Raw genomic sequence first — 13890 nt, forward strand, 5'->3', positions numbered from 1 at the left:
GAACACGCAGCACACACCGGTCGCCCCGCGACCAACTCCCTCGAAGGAGGCCGTCATGGCCGCCCCCGCTCTCATCGCCCTCGCCCACGGCAGCCGGGACCCGCGTTCCGCCGCCACCATCAAGGCCCTCGTCGGCGAGGTCCGCGCCCAGCGCCCCGACCTGCGCGTCGAGGCCGCGTTCCTCGAGCTGTCGAAGCCCACGTTCCAGACCGTCGTCGACAAGCTCGTCCGCGCCGGTCACGACGAGATCGTCGTCGTGCCGCTGCTGCTCTCGGACGCCTACCACGCCAAGGTCGACGTCCCGGCCGCGATCGCCGAGGCCACCGCGCGCCACGAGGGCCTGCAGATCCGCGCGTCGCACATCCTCGGTCTCGAGCAGGTGTTCCTGCAGGTGCTCGACGAGCGGCTGCGCTCCGCGCTGCGGGCCGCCCGCGTCCGTGAGCTCGACGCGCTGGTCCTCGCCGCGGCCGGCTCCAGCGACGCGCTGGCCAACCAGGCCGTCGCCCGCCTGGCCCGGGTCTGGGGCGCGCGCCACAAGCTGCCGGTGACCGCCGCGTTCGCCGCGAGCGCTCCCCCGGCCACCGGCGAGGCCGTGCGCGCGTTCCGCGCGGAGGGTCGTCGCCACGTGGCGGTCGCCTCGCTGTTCCTGGCGCCCGGCAAGCTGCCGGACCGCGCCGCGGAGCTCGCCCTCGAGGCCGGTGCGGTGGCCGTGTCCGCGCCGCTGGGCGCGCACCCGGAGGTCGCCCGCGTCGTGCTGGCGCGCTACGCCGTCGGCGCGGTCGAGCTCGTCCCGGTCTGAGACCCCGGCTCCTGGGGCCTCTCCGGCCCGACCAGCCGGTCCCGCAGCCGGCGCAGCGCGGCTGCGGGATCGGCTGCCACGCCACCGTGGACGGGGCCGGGCTGCACGACGGTGCTGCGCGGCGCCTTGAGGAACCCGAAGCGCGTGCCGGGGGCGTGCCCGCCAGCCGCACCGGCCCGCTCGTCGCCCGCGCACACGCCCTCGACGTACTCCAGCGCGCGGCACAGGGCTCCGAGGTCGAGGGCCGGGAACGCCGCCTGCAGCCGGGCCTCGTCCACGCTCCAGGCAGCGTCGAGGAAGCGCGACTCCTCGCAGTAGAGCACCACGCCGACGTTGAGGAACTCCTCGCGGTCCACGCGCGGCACGCAGCGCAGCACGACGTACTGGTAGGGGTGCTGCTCGGGCCCGCTCACGCGTCCACCCCCGGGAGCCAGGCGCGACCGGCCAGCCGGGCGCGCAGGAACCGCAGGTACGCCTCCCGCACGGCCGCCGGGTCTCCGGCGCCGGGCACGGGGTCGAGCCAGTCGTCGGGGACGCGCGCGACGACGTCGGCCAGCACGTCGCCGCCCAGCGCCTCGCGGGCCTGCGTGTCGTACGCCGCGAGCAGCGGCACCCGGTCGGCGAAGACGTGGTCGTCCACGCGCCAGGGCTGGGCCGCGAAGCGCGCGGGGTCGGTGACGCCGCCGGACCAGGCGTGGTGGAAGTACAGCGACGCGCCGTGGTCGATCGCCCACACGTCGCCGTGCCACAGCAGCAGGTTCGGGTTGCGCCAGGACCGGTCGACGTTCGCGGTGAAGGCGTCCAGCCAGAGCACCGCACGCGCGACCTCGTCGGGGGTCGTGCTGGTCTCGTCGAAGCCGAACGCGCCCGGCAGGAAGTCGACGCCGAGGTTGCGCCCGATGCTCGCGCGCAGCAGGTCCTGGACCTCCTCGTCGGCTTCGTAGCGGGCGATGTCGGCACCCAGGTCGAGGACGACGAGCCGGGGCGTGCGGATGCCGAGCGCCTCCGCGAGCCCACTGACGATCACCTCCGCGACGAGGACCCGCAGGCCCTGGCCCGCTCCGCGGAACTTGCAGACGTACGTGCCCAGGTCGTCGGACTCCACGATCCCGGGCAGGCTCCCGCCCTCGCGCAGCGGCGTGACGTAGCGGACGACGCGCTGGACGTCCAGGGACGGCACCGAGGGGCTCACGCCTGCTCCGCCGCGGTCGCGAGCGGGTCGGCGTCGACGAGGCGGCGGCGCTGCTCGTCGGGGTCGAACGAGGCGCTCGGCCACTCCAGGTCCAGCGCGCGCAGCTCGCGCAGCAGCAGCGAGGCCACGGCGAGGTTGCGGTACCACTTCGACTCCGCGGGGACGACGAACCAAGGCGCGTCGGGGGTCGTGGTGCGCTCGACGGCGATCTCGTACGCGCGCTGGTAGTCCGCCCACAGCGCCCGGTCGTCGATGTCGGCCGGCGAGAACTTCCAGTGCTTGGTGGGATCGTCGAGCCGCTCGAGCAGCCGCCGGCGCTGCTCGTCGGGCGAGACGTGCAGCAGCACCTTGACCACCCGGGTGCCGCCGGCCACGAGCTCGGCCTCGAAGTCGCGGATCGCCGCGTAGCGACGCTCGACCTCGTCGGCCGGCACCAGCGAGCGCACGCGGGCGATCAGCACGTCCTCGTAGTGGGAGCGGTCGAAGACGCCGACCTGGCCCGGCGCCGGGACCCGCGGGCGCACGCGCCACAGGAAGTCGTGGCTCAGCTCCTCGGGGGTCGGGCTGGAGAAGGAGGCGACGCGGACCCCCTGCGGGTCGAGCAGGCGCATCACCTTGCGGACGGTGCCGCCCTTGCCGGAGGTGTCCATGCCCTGCAGCACCAGCAGCACACGGCGGGCTCCCGGTCGGGTGCGTCCCTCCGCGAACAGCCGCTCCTGGAGGTCGGCCAGCTCGGGGCCGAGCGACTCGAGGTGCGCGCGGCCGGCGGCCTTGCCCTCGCTCCAGCCCGGGGTGGCGGACGGGTCGATGTCGGTCAGGGACCAGGGCCCGGTCGGGGCCGGCAGCTCGGAGACGTCCACCGCGCCACTATCCCACCGGGGCGGGGGCAGGCGGGTCGAGGGCCGGCGGGACCGGGCCTCAGAGACCGAAGTCCTCGCCCGCGCCGTCGAGACCGTCGAGCAGCTCGTCGTCGTCGCCACCCTCGCGGTCGCGCCTCAGCTCCTCGGCCACCACCGCGTACGCCACCCCGGAGCCGTAGCCCTTGCGCGCCAGCATCCCCACCAGTCGGCGCGTCGCCACCGCGGTCTCAAGGCCCTGCATCGAGCGCAGCTTGCGGCGCACCAGAACGCGGGCGGTCTCGCGCTCGTCGTCGGGGTCGACCTCGTCGAGCGCCGCCTCGACGGTCGGCGCGTCGATGCCCTTGCGCCGCAGCTCGTGGCCGAGCGCGCGACGCGCCAGCCCCTTCGAGGAGCGACGTCCGTCGACCCACATGCGGGCGAACGCCTCGTCGTCGACGAGGCCCACCTCTTCGAACCGGTCGAGCAGGCGCGTGGCCACCTCCTCCGGCACGTCACGGGAGGCCAGCTTGTCGGCCAGCTCCTTGCGGCTGCGCGCGCGGCCGGTGAGCTGGTCGAGCAGGATGGTGCGGGCGACCCGCTCCGGGTCGGCTTCCTCACCCTCCACCGCTGGGTCGGGGGGTGGAGGGGATGCGGCCTCGCCCGGCGGGCCCGACCGGGCCGACGGGCCCTGCCGGGCCCGTCGACGCGAGCCGCGCGGCCGCTCAGAAGTCATCGACGCCGATCGGCTCGTCGGGCTGGTCGACCTGCGGGCCGACGCCCAGCTTCTCGAGGATCTTCTTCTCGAGCTCGTTGGCGAGGTCGGGGTTGTCGCGCAGGAAGTTGCGCGCGTTCTCCTTGCCCTGGCCGAGCTGGTCGCCCTCGTACGTGTACCAGGCACCCGCCTTGCGGACGAGGCCCGCCTCGACGCCGACGTCGATGAGGCCGCCCTCGCGGCTGATGCCCTTGCCGTACATGATGTCGAACTCGGCCTGCTTGAACGGCGGCGCGACCTTGTTCTTCACGACCTTGACGCGGGTGCGGTTGCCGACCATGTCGGTGCCGTCCTTGAGCGTCTCGATGCGGCGCACGTCGAGGCGCACCGACGAGTAGAACTTCAGCGCCCGGCCACCGGTCGTGGTCTCGGGCGAGCCGAACATCACGCCGATCTTCTCGCGCAGCTGGTTGATGAAGATGGCGGTCGTGCCAGCCCCGTTGAGGGCACCGGTCATCTTGCGCAGCGCCTGGCTCATCAGTCGCGCCTGGAGGCCGACGTGGCTGTCGCCCATCTCGCCCTCGATCTCGGCCTTGGGCACGAGCGCGGCGACGGAGTCGATCACGACGAGGGCCAGGGCGCCGGAACGCACCAGCATGTCGGCGATCTCGAGCGCCTGCTCACCCGAGTCGGGCTGCGAGACCAGCAGGGCGTCCGTGTCGACGCCGAGCGCCTTCGCGTACTCCGGGTCGAGCGCGTGCTCGGCGTCGATGAACGCCACGATGCCGCCGGCGCGCTGCGCGCTGGCGACCGCGTGCAGCGCGACGGTCGTCTTTCCGGAGGACTCCGGACCGTAGATCTCGACGACGCGACCGCGCGGGAGGCCGCCGAGGCCCAGCGCCACGTCGAGCGCGATCGACCCGGTCGGGATCACCTCGAGCGGCGCGCGGGTGTCGTCGCCCAGCCGCATGATCGAGCCCTTGCCGAACTGCTTCTCGATGCTCGCGAGCGCCGTGTCGAGCGCCTTGCCGCGGTCTGCACCAGCCATGGTCCTCATCCCCTCCGGGCCTGCGCCCGAGTCGTCGGCGGCCTCGTGGACCACCCCTGGTTCGTGTGAGCACGACGTTAGGCCGGACCACCGACAACGCGGGCTGGCCCGTCGTCGTCTGGGGAGAAGCTCGACCCGATGTGTGCTTGTGGACAGGAAGCGTAGACGAACATCTGTTCGATCACCGCCACCGTGTCGGCGTGTCGCGACGCGTCAGCGCTCGGAGGCGGGCAGCTCGAGCCGCTCCCACACGGCCGCCCAGACGTCCTTGGGGCTGACGCCCGCCGCCAGCGCCTCGTTCACCGTCCGCCCGCCGAGCGCGGACATCACCTGCATGTCCGCCCACGTCGCGGCGTGCGCCTCCCCGAGGGCGGCCTCCAGCCGACGGCGGAGCTCCGTGTGCCTCATGGGGCGGGCGTGGGACGGGTCGTGGCGGGCATCGGCACCCCTTCATCCTCACCCATCTGCACCTGCCGCGCACCACGGGGACGTCCGGTGCGAGAAGATAGCCGGATGTCGGAGTACTCGACCCGGTCGGCGACCGAGCGTGACCTGCCCAGCATCGCGGCGATCTACAACCACGCCGTGGAGCACACCCTCGCGACGTTCGACCTGGACCCTCCCGACTCGGAGTACTGGCGGGCGCGGCTCGACGGCGAGCACCCGGGCGACCACCTCCTGGTGGCCGTCGACACCGACGACCGCGTGGTGGGCTACGCGTACTCCTGGTCGTTCCGGCCCCGTCCGGCCTACGACCTGACCCGGGAGACGTCGGTCTACCTCGACGGGTCGGTGCGCGGACGCGGGGTCGGCCGGATGCTCTACCCCGCCCTGCTGCAGACGATGGCCGTCTCGGGCGTGCACACCGCGATCGCCGCCGTCTCGCTGCCCAACCCGGCGAGCGAGCGGCTGCACATCGCGTGCGGGTTCACCAAGGTCGGCGAGTTCCGCCAGGTGGGCTACAAGTTCGACCAGTGGATCGACATGGCCTTCTACCAGCGCATGCTGGTCAACATGCCCACCGGCGACGCCGTCCTCGGCTGAGCCGCCCCGGGCGGGGCCGGCACCTAGGACAGCAGCAGACGGTCCAGCCGGCGGCGCACCACGGCGAGCCCGAGCAGGCCGAGACCGACGAGGTAGACGACCGAGAAGGCGGCGCCCCAGGTGACGTGTCCGGTGCACAGCTCGCGCACGAGGACGACGCCGCGGTACAGCGGCGTCACCTCGATCACCCACTGCAGCCAGGTCGGGAACGCGGTGACCGGGAAGAAGGTCGCCGAGAACAGGAACATCGGCAGCGTCGCCAGCGTGACGTACTCGAAGTCCTGCCACGAGCGCATGAACGTGGTGACCGCCATGCAGACCCCGGCGAACGCCCACCCGATCAGCAGGGCGGCGGCGGGCGCCAGCAGGCCCCACCACGAGTCCACGAGCCCCATCGCGACCATCACCAGCCAGAACACGAGGGCGTAGATGCCGCCCCGCGCCAGCGACCACGTCATCTCCCCGCGCGCCACGTCCATGGTGGTCAGCGGGGTGGCGAGCATCTGGTCGAACAGCTTTCCGAAGCGCAGCTTGTGGAAGAAGTTGAAGGTCGCGTCGTAGAGCGCGCCGTTCATCGCCGACGTCGCGAGCATCGCGGGCGCCACGAACGCCGCGTACCCGATCTCCTCCCCGCCGACCTCGAACCCCGAGACCAGGGCCCCGACACCGATGCCGATCGAGAACAGGTAGAGCACGGGCTCGAGGAACCCGGTCGCGAAGGCCATCCAGTAGCGCCGGTACGCCATCAGGTTGCGCAGCGCGACGAGACGGGTGGCCTCGCGCGCCGTCAGCGGCGAGCCGCGGCGATCGCCCCGGCCGGCCCGGTCGCGCCGGGCGGCGTCGGCCGTCAGGGTCGCGTTCAGCAGCGGCATCAGTGCACCATCCTCGCGCCGAGGCGGCGCACGGCCAGCCAGCCGCCGACGGCGGTGAGCAGGGCCAGGTACGCCACGTGCACCACGACCGCGCCCGCGTCCACGGTGCCGAGCGCCACCATCCGGGTGAGGTCGACCCCGTGCCACAGCGGCGTGAGCTTGGCGAGCAGCTCCAGCGGCGCCGCCAGGTTCGCGACCGGGAAGAACGCCCCGGAGAACAGGAACATCGGGATCATCCCGAGCCGGAACAGCAGGTTGAAGGCCCACTCGTTGTCGAGGCCCGCGGAGAAGGCGTAGACGGGCGCCGCGAAGGCGCCGACGACCAGCACCTGCACCGCGACGGTGAGGAGCGGGGCGTACCACGTCGCGAAGAGCCCGAAGGGCGTCAGCACGGCGACGAACGCGGCGCAGGCCAGCAGCGTGCGGAGGCCGACGAAGACCAGGTGCGCCAGGACGATCGCGCCGATGCCGATCGGCGCGGCGTGCATCGCGTAGTACGTCTTGTTCCACTTCACGCCCGACATCACGGGATAGGTGGTCTCGCCGATCACCATCTGCATGGCGTGCGCCGCCAGCAGGCCGGGCGCCACGAACGCCAGGTAGGAGGTCGCACCCTCGAGCTCCGCGGCGTCGGCACGGACGAACCCGCCGAGCAGCACGCCCATCGCGACCACGTAGAGCAGCGGGGTCAGCAGCGCCGAGACCACGCCGCCGCGCCAGGTGCGCCGGAAGACCGTCGACCAGTACGCCGTGAGCCGCAGCGCCGCGGCCACCGTGCCGGGCGGCGCGACGCCGGTGCCCGGGCTCGTCGTCGTGCTCATCAGTCCACCAGCGTCCGGCCGGTGAGGCGCAGGAACACGTCCTCCAACGAGGCGCGCCGCACCAGCGTGGTCGACGGGGTCAGGCCGGCGGCGTGCACGTCGGCGACGGCGCGCTCCCCGTCGGCGCTGTAGAGCAGCAGGCGGTCGGGCAGGACCTCGACGCGCTCCGCGAAGCCCGCCACGCGCTCGGCGAGGTCGACGTGGGAACCGTCGGCGGCGGCGAAGCGGATCTCGGCGACCTCGCGGGCGACGTGCTCGCGCACCAGCTCCGCCGGCGACCCGTCGGCCGCGATCCGGCCCTTGTCCATCACCACGAGGCGGTCGCACAGCTGCTCGGCCTCGTCCATGTAGTGCGTGGTCAGCACGAGCGTGACGCCCTCGGCCTTGAGCCGGAACAGGCGGTCCCACACCACGTGACGGGCCTGCGGGTCCAGGCCGGTGGTCGGCTCGTCGAGCAGCAGGATCTCGGGGCGGTTCACCAGCGACCGCGCGATGGTCAGGCGCCGCTTCATGCCGCCGGAGAGGTCGTCGACCATGGCGCCGGCCTTGTCGCCGAGCTGCACGAAGTCGAGCAGCTCGTCGGCGCGCTCCCGGGCGGCGCGGCGCGGGATGCCGAAGTACCGCGCGTACACCACCAGGTTGTCGCGCACCGTCAGCTCGAGGTCGAGCGTGTCCTCCTGCGGGCACACGCCGATGCGGGCCTTGATCGCCGAGGAGTGCGTGGACGGGTCCATCCCGAGGATGCGCAGCGTCCCGCTCGTCGGCGGCGAGACCGCGGCGACCATCCGCATGGTCGACGACTTGCCGGCGCCGTTGGGGCCGAGGAAGCCGAAGGCCTGGCCGCGCGGCACGTCGACGTCGATGCCGCGCACCGCCTCGAAGGATCCGAAGGACTTGCGCAGGTCGCGCGCGTGGATGAGGACGTCGCCGGCGACCGCCGACCCGCTCCCGAGATGCTCCGTCACGGTGGCACACCCTAGGGCGTGCCACCGACGGGCGGCCCACGGGTTTTTGTCGGTGCCCGCTGTCAGACTCTGGTCCATGCCCCGGCCCACCTCCCCCCTCGCGCGTTTCGGCGAGCCGACGCGTGCCTGGTTCGAGGCCGCGTTCCCCGAGCCGACGGCCGCCCAGGCCGGCGCGTGGGAGGCGATCGGCTCGGGGCGCCACGCGCTGGTGGTCGCGCCCACGGGCTCGGGCAAGACGCTGGCCGCGTTCCTCTCGGCGCTGGACCGCCTGGCCACGGAGGAGACGCCCGAGGACCGGCTGCGGCGCACCCGGGTGCTCTACGTCTCGCCGCTCAAGGCGCTCGCCGTCGACGTCGAGCGCAACCTGCGCACGCCGCTGGTCGGGATCCGGTCCACCGCCGAGCGCCTGGGCCAGGAGGTCGGCGAGGTGACCGTCGGCGTGCGCTCCGGCGACACGTCGGCGGCCGACCGACGTCGCCTCGGCACCCGGCCGCCGGACATCCTCATCACGACCCCCGAGTCGCTGTTCCTCATGCTGACCTCGCAGGCGCGGGAGACGCTGCGCAACGTGAGCACCGTGATCGTGGACGAGGTGCACGCGGTCGCCAGCACCAAGCGCGGCGCGCACCTGGCACTCACCCTGGAGCGGCTGGACGCCCTGCTCGAGCGACCGGCCCAGCGGGTCGGGCTGTCCGCGACCGTGCGCCCGGTGGAGGAGGTCGCCCGGTTCCTCGGCGGCAGCAACCCGGTCGAGGTCGTCTCCCCCGGCTCGCCGAAGGAGTGGGACCTCGAGGTCGTCGTCCCGGTCGAGGACATGACCGCTCCCGGCGAGTACGACGAGGACGACCCCTCCTCGGGCCGCGCCGCCTCCTCGATCTGGCCGCACGTCGAGAACCACGTCCTCGACCTCGTGCTGGAGCACCGCTCGACCATCGTGTTCGCGAACTCGCGACGCGTGGCCGAGCGGCTGACCGGCCGGCTGAACGAGCTGGCCGCCGAGCGCCTGGAGGAGGGCGAGGCGGGCGCCCCCGAGGCGGGCGGGGCGCCGGCGTACCCCGCCCAGGTCGGGGGCGGGTCCGGCACGTCGGCCGGCGCGGCGCCCACGGTCGCGCGGGCGCACCACGGCTCGGTCTCGCGCGAGCAGCGCGAGCTGATCGAGGACGACCTGAAGACCGGCCGGCTGCCCTGCGTCGTCGCGACCAGCAGCCTCGAGCTGGGCATCGACATGGGTGCCGTGGACCTCGTCGTGCAGATCGGCTCGCCCCCGAGCGTCGCCAGCGCGCTGCAGCGCGTCGGCCGTGCGGGCCACCAGGTGGGCGAGACCTCGCACGGCGTGCTGTTCCCGCAGTTCCGCGCCGACCTCGCGCCGACGGCGGTCGCGGTCGAGAGCATGCGCACCGGCGCGATCGAGTCGATGCGCGTGCCGATGAACCCGCTCGACGTCCTGGCCCAGCAGGTCGTGGCGGCGGTGGCCCTCGAGCCGACGACGGTCGACGAGCTGTTCACCATGGTGCGGCGGGCGGCGCCCTACGCCGCCCTGCCCCGCAGCGCCTTCGACGCCACGCTCGACCTGCTCGCCGGGCGCTACCCGTCCGACGAGTTCGCCGAGCTGCGCCCGCGCGTCGTGTGGGACCGCGTGAGCGGCACGCTGACGGCGCGACCGGGCGCGCAGCGGCTCGCGGTGACCAGTGGCGGCACGATCCCGGACCGGGGACTGTTCGGCGTCTTCCTCGTCGGCGCGGAGGCGGGCTCGCCGGGTCGCCGCGTGGGCGAGCTCGACGAGGAGATGGTCTACGAGTCCCGGGTGGGCGACGTCTTCGCCCTGGGAGCGACCAGCTGGCGGATCGAGGACATCACCCACGACCGGGTCCTGGTCACGCCCGCCCCGGGCGTGCCCGGGCGCCTGCCCTTCTGGCGCGGCGACGCCCCGGGACGCCCGACCGAGCTGGGCGCGGCGGTCGGGGCGCTGCACGGCGAGCTGGGTGCGGTGGCCCCCGCGAAGGCGACCGCCCTGGCCCAGCGACGCGGCCTCGACGCGTTCGCGGCGGGCAACCTGGTGGCGTACGTGGGCGAGCAGCGTGAGGCGACCGGCAGCCTGCCCACCGACCGCACGCTGGTGCTCGAGCGCTTCCGCGACGAGCTCGGCGACTGGCGCCTCGTGCTGCACTCCCCCTACGGCGTTCCGGTGCACGCGCCCTGGGCGCTGGCGATCAACGCGCGGCTGCGCGAGCGCTTCGGCGTCGACGGCCAGGCGCACGCCGCCGACGACGGCATCGTGGTGCGCCTGCCCGACACGGGCGAGGACCCGCCCGGCGCGGACGTGGTGGTCTTCGACCCCGACGAGCTCGAGCAGCTGGTGACCGCCGAGGTGGGGTCGTCGTCGCTGTTCGCCTCGCGGTTCCGCGAGTGCGCGGCCCGCGCGCTGCTGCTCCCCCGCCGCGACCCCGGCCGGCGCGCCCCGCTGTGGCAGCAGCGCCAACGCGCGGCGCAGCTGCTGGAGGTCGCGTCGAAGTACCCGTCGTTCCCCATCGTCCTCGAGGCCGTGCGCGAGTGCCTGCAGGACGTCTACGACCTGCCCGGGCTGCTCGAGCTGCACCGGCGGATCGGCACGCGCGAGGTGCAGGTCTCCGACGTCGAGACCCCGGCCCCCTCGCCGTTCGCCCGCAGCCTGCTGTTCGGGTACGTCGCGCAGTTCGTCTACGAGGGCGACTCGCCCCTGGCCGAGCGCCGGGCCGCCGCGCTGGCCCTCGACCCCGCGCTGCTGGCCGAGCTGCTCGGCCGCGCGGAGCTGCGCGAGCTGCTCGACCCCGACGTCGTGCAGGAGGTCGAGGCCGAGCTGCAACGGCTGCCGGAGGAGCGCCGCGCCCGGGACGCGGAGGCGCTCGTGGACGTGGTCCGGGTGATCGGGCCGCTGACCACTGACGAGGCGGCCGCGCGTTCGAAGGAGCCCGACGCCGTCAGCGCCTGGCTCGACGGGCTCGCCGAGGCCCGACGGGTGGTCCAGGTGCGCGTGGCCGGCGAGGAGCGCTGGGCCGTGGTCGAGGACGTCGCGCGGCTGCGCGACGCGCTGGGCGTCGCCGTGCCGCCCGGCGTGCCGCAGGTCTTCACCGAGCCCGTCGAGGACCCGCTGGGCGACCTGGTGGCGCGGTACGCCCGCACCCACGGCCCCTTCACGACGGGCGAGGTCGCCGGGCGGCTGGGCCTCGGCGGTGCCGTCGTCGCCTCGGTCCTGTCCCGCCTGGCGGGCGACGGCCGGGTGGTGGAGGGCGAGTTCCGGCCCGGCGGCTCGGGCTCCGAGTGGTGCGACGCCGAGGTCCTGCGGCGGCTGCGCAGCCGATCGCTGGCCCGCCTGCGCCAGGAGGTCGAGCCGGTCGACCCGGCGGCGCTCGCGCGCTTCCTGCCCGCCTGGCAGTCGGTGCGTGCGGCCGACGTGCCCCCGCCCGAGGATCGCTCCGGGCGTCCGGAGCGATGGTCCGAGGCGCCCGCGCGGTCCCGGCGTCAGGGCGGTCTGCGCGGCGTCGACGGCGTGCTGAGCGTCGTGGAGCAGCTGGCCGGATGCCCCGTGCCGGCGTCGGCCTGGGAGTCGCTCGTGCTGCCGGGTCGCGTGCGCGACTACACGCCCGGCCTGCTCGACGAGCTGACGGCGAGCGGCGAGGTGGTGTGGTCGGGGCAGGGCACGCTGCCGGGGACCGACGGGTGGGTCGCGTTGCACCCGGCCGACACCGTCGACCTCACGCTCGCTCCGGCCGCGCCCTACGACGGCTCCGAGCTGCACGACCGGATCCTCGAGGTGCTCGCGCCCGGCGGCGCCCTGTTCTTCCGGCAGCTCGTCGACCTGACCGGCACCGGTCCGTCGCGGGAGACCGCGCTGACCGACGTGCTGTGGGACCTCGTGTGGTCGGGGCGGGTCACCAACGACACGCTCGCGCCGCTGCGCGGCCGGGTCGGGGGCTCCGGGGCGCACCGCACGCGGCGCGCCACCCCGCGCAGCCGCCCCGGCGGCGGCCGCGGCGTGGGGATCGGCTCGTTGTCGGCCCGACCCTCCGGCGGCCTGCGCGCGCGTCCCACCACCTCCGCCAGCACGTCGGGCCGGTGGGCTCTCCTGCCGGTGCCGGACGACGACCCGACGCGTCGTGGGCATGCCGGCGCCGAGCTCCTGCTCGGTCGCCACGGGGTCGTCACGCGCGGTGCGGTCGTGGCCGAGGGTGCCCCGGGCGGCTTCGCGGCGGCGTACAAGGTGCTGGCCGCCTTCGAGGACACCGGGCGGGTGCGGCGGGGATATTTCGTGGCCGGCCTCGGGGCGGCCCAGTTCGGCACGGCGGGGGCGGTCGACCGGCTCCGCACCTTCTCCGACGCGGCGGACGACGGCGACGACCTGCCGTCGACCTACGTGCTGGCGGCCACGGACCCCGCGAACCCGTACGGTGCGGCACTGCCCTGGCCGGACCCGCCTGCCGACCGCGAGGCGCCGGCCGACGGCGCCGGACGTCACCGGCCCGGTCGCAAGTCGGGGGCCGTGGTCGTGCTCGACGACGGTGCGCTCGCGCTCTACCTCGAGCGTGGGGGCCGCACCCTGCTGACCTTCACCGACGACCCGGAGGCGCTGCGGCGGGCCGCGGTCGCCCTGGCCGGGCCCGTCGTCGCGGGTGGCCTCGGGCAGCTGACGCTGCACCAGGCCGACGGCGTCCCGCTGCTCGGCTCCCCCGACTCCCCGCTGCGCCAGGCGCTCGGCGCGGCGGGCTTCGTCACGACCCCGAAGGGACTGCGTCTGCGTGCCCGAGGGTGACACCGTCTTCCAGGCCGCCCAGCGCGTCGACCGAGCGCTCGGACGCCACCGGCTCGACGTCGTCGACCTGCGCGTGCCCCAGCTCGCGACGGTCGACCTCGCGGGCTCGCTGCACGTCGGCACGGTGGCGCGCGGCAAGCACCTGCTGACGCGCCTCGAGCACGAGAGCGGCGCGTGGACCCTGCACACCCACCTGAAGATGGAGGGCGTCTGGCACGCCTACGGACCCCGGGACCGGTGGCGGCGCCCGGCCCACGAGGCCCGGGTCGTCCTGCGTCGCGGCCAGGTGCAGGCGGTCGGGTTCGCCCTCGGCGTCGTCGAGCTGCTGGCGACGGCCGACGAGGACTCCGTCGTCGGTCACCTCGGACCCGACCTGCTGGGCCCGGACTGGGACGCGAGCGAGGCGTTGCTGCGGCTGCGGGCCGAGCCCGACCGCGGGATCTGGGAGGCGTTGCTGGACCAGCGGCTGCTGGCGGGGGTGGGCAACGTGTTCGCCAACGAGATCTGCTTCGTGGCCGGCCTGCACCCGGCGACGGCGGTGGCGGACGTGGACGACCAAGGTCGCCTGGAGCGGGTGGTCGACCTCGCGCACCGGATGCTGGTGCTGAACCGCGAGCGCGTGAACCGGGTGACGACCGGCGTCGCCCGACCCGGGCGGGACCTGTGGATCTACGGACGCGCCGGCAAGCCGTGCCGGCGCTGCGGGACGACGGTGGTCAAGGCCGCCCGATCGGACTCGCGGGCTCCGGCCCACCAGGGCGAGCGCACGACGTCGTGGTGCCCGCGTTGCCAGCCCGAGCCGGCCTGACGCG

The 13890-nt window shown here is 74.5% G+C and carries 13 protein-coding genes; 4 read left to right on the forward strand and 9 right to left on the reverse strand.

Annotation, left to right across the window (positions count from 1 at the left end; translation table 11 throughout):
* The first annotated feature begins 55 nt into the window (after positions 1–55).
* Positions 56–799 (forward strand): sirohydrochlorin chelatase, encoded by a 744-nt coding sequence (locus tag RDV89_RS05810; protein ID WP_315731994.1) that lies wholly within the window; start codon positions 56–58, stop codon positions 797–799.
* Here RDV89_RS05810 and RDV89_RS05815 read toward each other — a convergent pair.
* From RDV89_RS05815 to RDV89_RS05840, 6 genes are all read right to left on the reverse strand, one after another.
* Positions 763–1212 (reverse strand): DUF3037 domain-containing protein, encoded by a 450-nt coding sequence (locus tag RDV89_RS05815; RefSeq protein ID WP_315731995.1) that lies wholly within the window; start codon positions 1210–1212, stop codon positions 763–765. The two genes, RDV89_RS05810 and RDV89_RS05815, sit on opposite strands and share 37 nt — an antisense overlap.
* Positions 1209–1991, reverse strand: a complete 783-nt coding sequence (locus RDV89_RS05820) for a HipA family kinase (protein WP_315731996.1) — start codon at positions 1989–1991, stop codon at positions 1209–1211. Before RDV89_RS05820 ends, RDV89_RS05815 begins: the two co-directional genes overlap by 4 nt.
* The gene (locus RDV89_RS05825) at positions 1988–2851 is read right to left on the reverse strand and encodes a PPK2 family polyphosphate kinase (protein ID WP_315731997.1); all 864 of its coding nucleotides are present in this window, start codon (positions 2849–2851) and stop codon (positions 1988–1990) included. Before RDV89_RS05825 ends, RDV89_RS05820 begins: the two co-directional genes overlap by 4 nt.
* A gap of 58 nt (positions 2852–2909) precedes the next feature.
* Positions 2910–3455 (reverse strand): regulatory protein RecX, encoded by a 546-nt coding sequence (locus RDV89_RS05830; RefSeq protein WP_315731998.1) that lies wholly within the window; start codon positions 3453–3455, stop codon positions 2910–2912.
* Between the two features lie 97 nt (positions 3456–3552).
* Positions 3553–4599: a recombinase RecA gene (gene recA, locus RDV89_RS05835; RefSeq protein ID WP_438823258.1), complete on the reverse strand. Its 1047-nt coding sequence runs from the start codon at positions 4597–4599 to the stop codon at positions 3553–3555.
* 204 nt (positions 4600–4803) lie between these two features.
* Complete coding sequence (locus RDV89_RS05840; RefSeq protein WP_315732000.1) at positions 4804–4998, reverse strand: DUF3046 domain-containing protein; 195 nt, start codon at positions 4996–4998, stop codon at positions 4804–4806.
* A gap of 105 nt (positions 4999–5103) precedes the next feature.
* On the opposite strand from RDV89_RS05840, the gene RDV89_RS05845 reads away from it, so the two are divergent.
* The gene (locus RDV89_RS05845; RefSeq protein WP_315732001.1) at positions 5104–5634 is read left to right on the forward strand and encodes a GNAT family N-acetyltransferase; all 531 of its coding nucleotides are present in this window, start codon (positions 5104–5106) and stop codon (positions 5632–5634) included.
* A gap of 23 nt (positions 5635–5657) precedes the next feature.
* Here RDV89_RS05845 and RDV89_RS05850 read toward each other — a convergent pair whose 3' ends face one another.
* Genes RDV89_RS05850 through RDV89_RS05860 form a run of 3 tightly spaced genes read right to left on the reverse strand, consistent with a single transcriptional unit; the run spans position 5658 to position 8292 of the window.
* Entirely contained in the window at positions 5658–6506 is an 849-nt protein-coding gene (locus RDV89_RS05850) for an ABC transporter permease (RefSeq protein WP_315732002.1), read from the reverse strand.
* The gene (locus tag RDV89_RS05855) at positions 6506–7327 is read right to left on the reverse strand and encodes an ABC transporter permease (RefSeq protein WP_315732003.1); all 822 of its coding nucleotides are present in this window, start codon (positions 7325–7327) and stop codon (positions 6506–6508) included. The genes RDV89_RS05850 and RDV89_RS05855 overlap by 1 nt, the downstream gene beginning before the upstream one ends.
* Entirely contained in the window at positions 7327–8292 is a 966-nt protein-coding gene (locus RDV89_RS05860; RefSeq protein WP_315732004.1) for an ABC transporter ATP-binding protein, read from the reverse strand. The genes RDV89_RS05855 and RDV89_RS05860 overlap by 1 nt, the downstream gene beginning before the upstream one ends.
* A 76-nt stretch (positions 8293–8368) precedes the next feature.
* Between RDV89_RS05860 and RDV89_RS05865 the strand changes: the two genes are divergently transcribed.
* Positions 8369–13078: an ATP-dependent helicase gene (locus RDV89_RS05865; RefSeq protein WP_315732005.1), complete on the forward strand. Its 4710-nt coding sequence runs from the start codon at positions 8369–8371 to the stop codon at positions 13076–13078.
* Complete coding sequence (locus RDV89_RS05870; RefSeq protein WP_315732006.1) at positions 13065–13886, forward strand: Fpg/Nei family DNA glycosylase; 822 nt, start codon at positions 13065–13067, stop codon at positions 13884–13886. Before RDV89_RS05865 ends, RDV89_RS05870 begins: the two co-directional genes overlap by 14 nt.
* The last annotated feature ends 4 nt before the right edge of the window (positions 13887–13890 follow it).

This window comes from Nocardioides imazamoxiresistens (genome assembly GCF_032378595.1).
GTDB lineage: Bacteria > Actinomycetota > Actinomycetes > Propionibacteriales > Nocardioidaceae > Nocardioides > Nocardioides imazamoxiresistens.

Bases quoted from the DNA above. Each gene is read 5' to 3' on its own strand.
- RDV89_RS05810 (WP_315731994.1), top strand. From the start codon at position 56: ATGGCCGCCCCCGCTCTCATCGCCCTCGCCCACGGCAGCCGGGACCCG.
- recA (WP_438823258.1), bottom strand. From the start codon at position 4,599: ATGAGGACCATGGCTGGTGCAGACCGCGGCAAGGCGCTCGACACGGCG.
- RDV89_RS05840 (WP_315732000.1), bottom strand. From the start codon at position 4,998: ATGAGGCACACGGAGCTCCGCCGTCGGCTGGAGGCCGCCCTCGGGGAG.
- RDV89_RS05845 (WP_315732001.1), top strand. From the start codon at position 5,104: ATGTCGGAGTACTCGACCCGGTCGGCGACCGAGCGTGACCTGCCCAGC.
- RDV89_RS05850 (WP_315732002.1), bottom strand. From the start codon at position 6,506: ATGCCGCTGCTGAACGCGACCCTGACGGCCGACGCCGCCCGGCGCGAC.
- RDV89_RS05855 (WP_315732003.1), bottom strand. From the start codon at position 7,327: ATGAGCACGACGACGAGCCCGGGCACCGGCGTCGCGCCGCCCGGCACG.
- RDV89_RS05865 (WP_315732005.1), top strand. From the start codon at position 8,369: ATGCCCCGGCCCACCTCCCCCCTCGCGCGTTTCGGCGAGCCGACGCGT.